This window comes from Streptomyces atriruber, assembly GCF_001418325.1.
Lineage (GTDB): Bacteria > Actinomycetota > Actinomycetes > Streptomycetales > Streptomycetaceae > Streptomyces > Streptomyces atriruber.
Map to the genome: position 1 here is coordinate 1 of NZ_LIPN01000626.1, position 1,694 is coordinate 1,694.

2 protein-coding genes are annotated in these 1,694 nt (G+C 71.0%); one reads left to right on the top strand and one right to left on the bottom strand.

Annotated elements, in window-relative coordinates; genetic code table 11:
• The first annotated feature begins 261 nt into the window (after positions 1 to 261).
• A complete protein-coding gene (locus AOK03_RS39440; RefSeq protein WP_055570150.1) occupies positions 262 to 1,329 on the top strand; it encodes a LacI family DNA-binding transcriptional regulator in 1,068 nt (355 codons plus the stop codon).
• A 12-nt stretch (positions 1,330 to 1,341) separates the two neighbouring features.
• Here AOK03_RS39440 and AOK03_RS39445 read toward each other — a convergent pair.
• Positions 1,342 to 1,694: hypothetical protein (locus tag AOK03_RS39445; RefSeq protein ID WP_208609711.1), on the bottom strand; the 353-nt coding region annotated here is incomplete at its 5' end.

The following is a 1,694-nucleotide window of genomic DNA, read 5'->3' on the forward strand; positions in this document are numbered from 1 at the left end:
CTTGGTGCCGCCGATGTCGAGTGCGGCGACGAGGTCCATGTGCATCTGTGTCGGGTCTCCTGGTGTATCGGCAGGCCGGAGAGTGCGAAGGTCAGTCTCCCTTGCATCTGACAACGTTGTCCAGGCCCTATGCTCGACGCCACATGCTCTTGCGGGGCCTCACGACCGAACCACGGCTGCACCACGGCCGGACTGCGACCGAATCACGTACGACCCGTGGACGAATCGTGGACTCCCCACAGGAACCTCGTGGACGACTTCGTGGACGACAGGACAGGACAGCGCACCGTGGCCGAGACCGCCGCCCGACGACCCGAGAACCGTTACGGCAATCGGCCGACCATGAAGGACGTCGCCGCGCGCGCGGGAGTCGGCCTGAAGACCGTCTCACGCGTCGTGAACGGTGAACCGGGCGTCACCCCCGACACCGAACGCCGTGTGCAGGAGGCCATCGAGGCCCTGGGCTTTCGCCGCAACGACAGCGCGCGGGTGCTGCGCAAGGGGCGCACCGCCAGCATCGGCCTCGTCCTGGAGGACCTGGCCGACCCCTTCTACGGACCGCTGAGCCGCGCCGTGGAGGAGGTCGCGCGGGCGCACGGCGCCCTGCTCATCAACGGGTCGAGCGCCGAGGACCCGGACCGCGAGCAGGAGTTGGTGCTCGCGCTCTGCGCGCGGCGCGTCGACGGTCTCGTGGTGATTCCGGCCGGGGACGACCACCGCTATCTGGAACCGGAGATCGCCGCCGGTGTCGCCACCGTCTTCGTCGACCGGCCCGCCGGGAAGATCGATGCCGACGTGGTGCTCTCCGACAGCTTCGGCGGCGCGCGGGACGGCGTGGCGCATCTCATCGCCCACGGTCACCGCCGGATCGGCTTCATCGGCGACCAGCCGCGCATCCACACCGCCATAGAGCGCCTGCGCGGCTACCGCGCGGCGATGGAGGACGCGGACATCCCCGTCGACGAGGCGTGGGTGTCGCTCGGCGTCACCGATCCGGAGCGGGTGCGCACGGCGGCCGAGACGATGCTGGGCGGCCCGGAGCCGGTCACTGCGGTGTTCGCGGGCAACAACCGTGTGACGGTGACGGTCGTCCGTGTCCTCGCCTCGCTCGACCGTCCCGTGGCACTGGTCGGTTTCGACGACATCGAGCTCGCCGATCTGCTGGAGCCGGGCGTGACCGTCGTCGCGCAGGACGCGGCGCAGCTGGGCAGGACGGCGGCGGAGCGGCTCTTCCGGCAGCTCGACGGCGCGTCGCAGGCCCCGGAGCGGGTCGAGCTGCCGACGCGGCTCATCCAGCGCGGTTCGGGTGAGCTGCCGCCCGCAGGCTGAGCACCCGCGCCCTCAGAGCAAGAAGACGACGCCGAGCGCGATCAGCGTGCCGAGGGCGATCGCCCCGCCGATGGCCCCGAAGACGAGGCCGATCTTCTCGCTGCCGGGCCTGAGCTCCCGCCAGCCCAGTTGCTCGGCCGCTCCCCGGATCAGCCGGTGACCGTCGGCGGAGGAGAAGCTGGTCCGCTCGCCGCCGTCCAGGGAGCGGCTCCAGGTCCGGTACCTGGCGCGGCCGTGCTCCACCGTGCGGGTCGATGTCCCGAACGCGCCCCGTTCGTGGGTGCGGACGACGTCCGTCATGGTGAAGGTCTTGTCGCGCGGGTGCAGTTCGACGCGGTAGGTGTGCACCTTCGTGACGCTGCGGC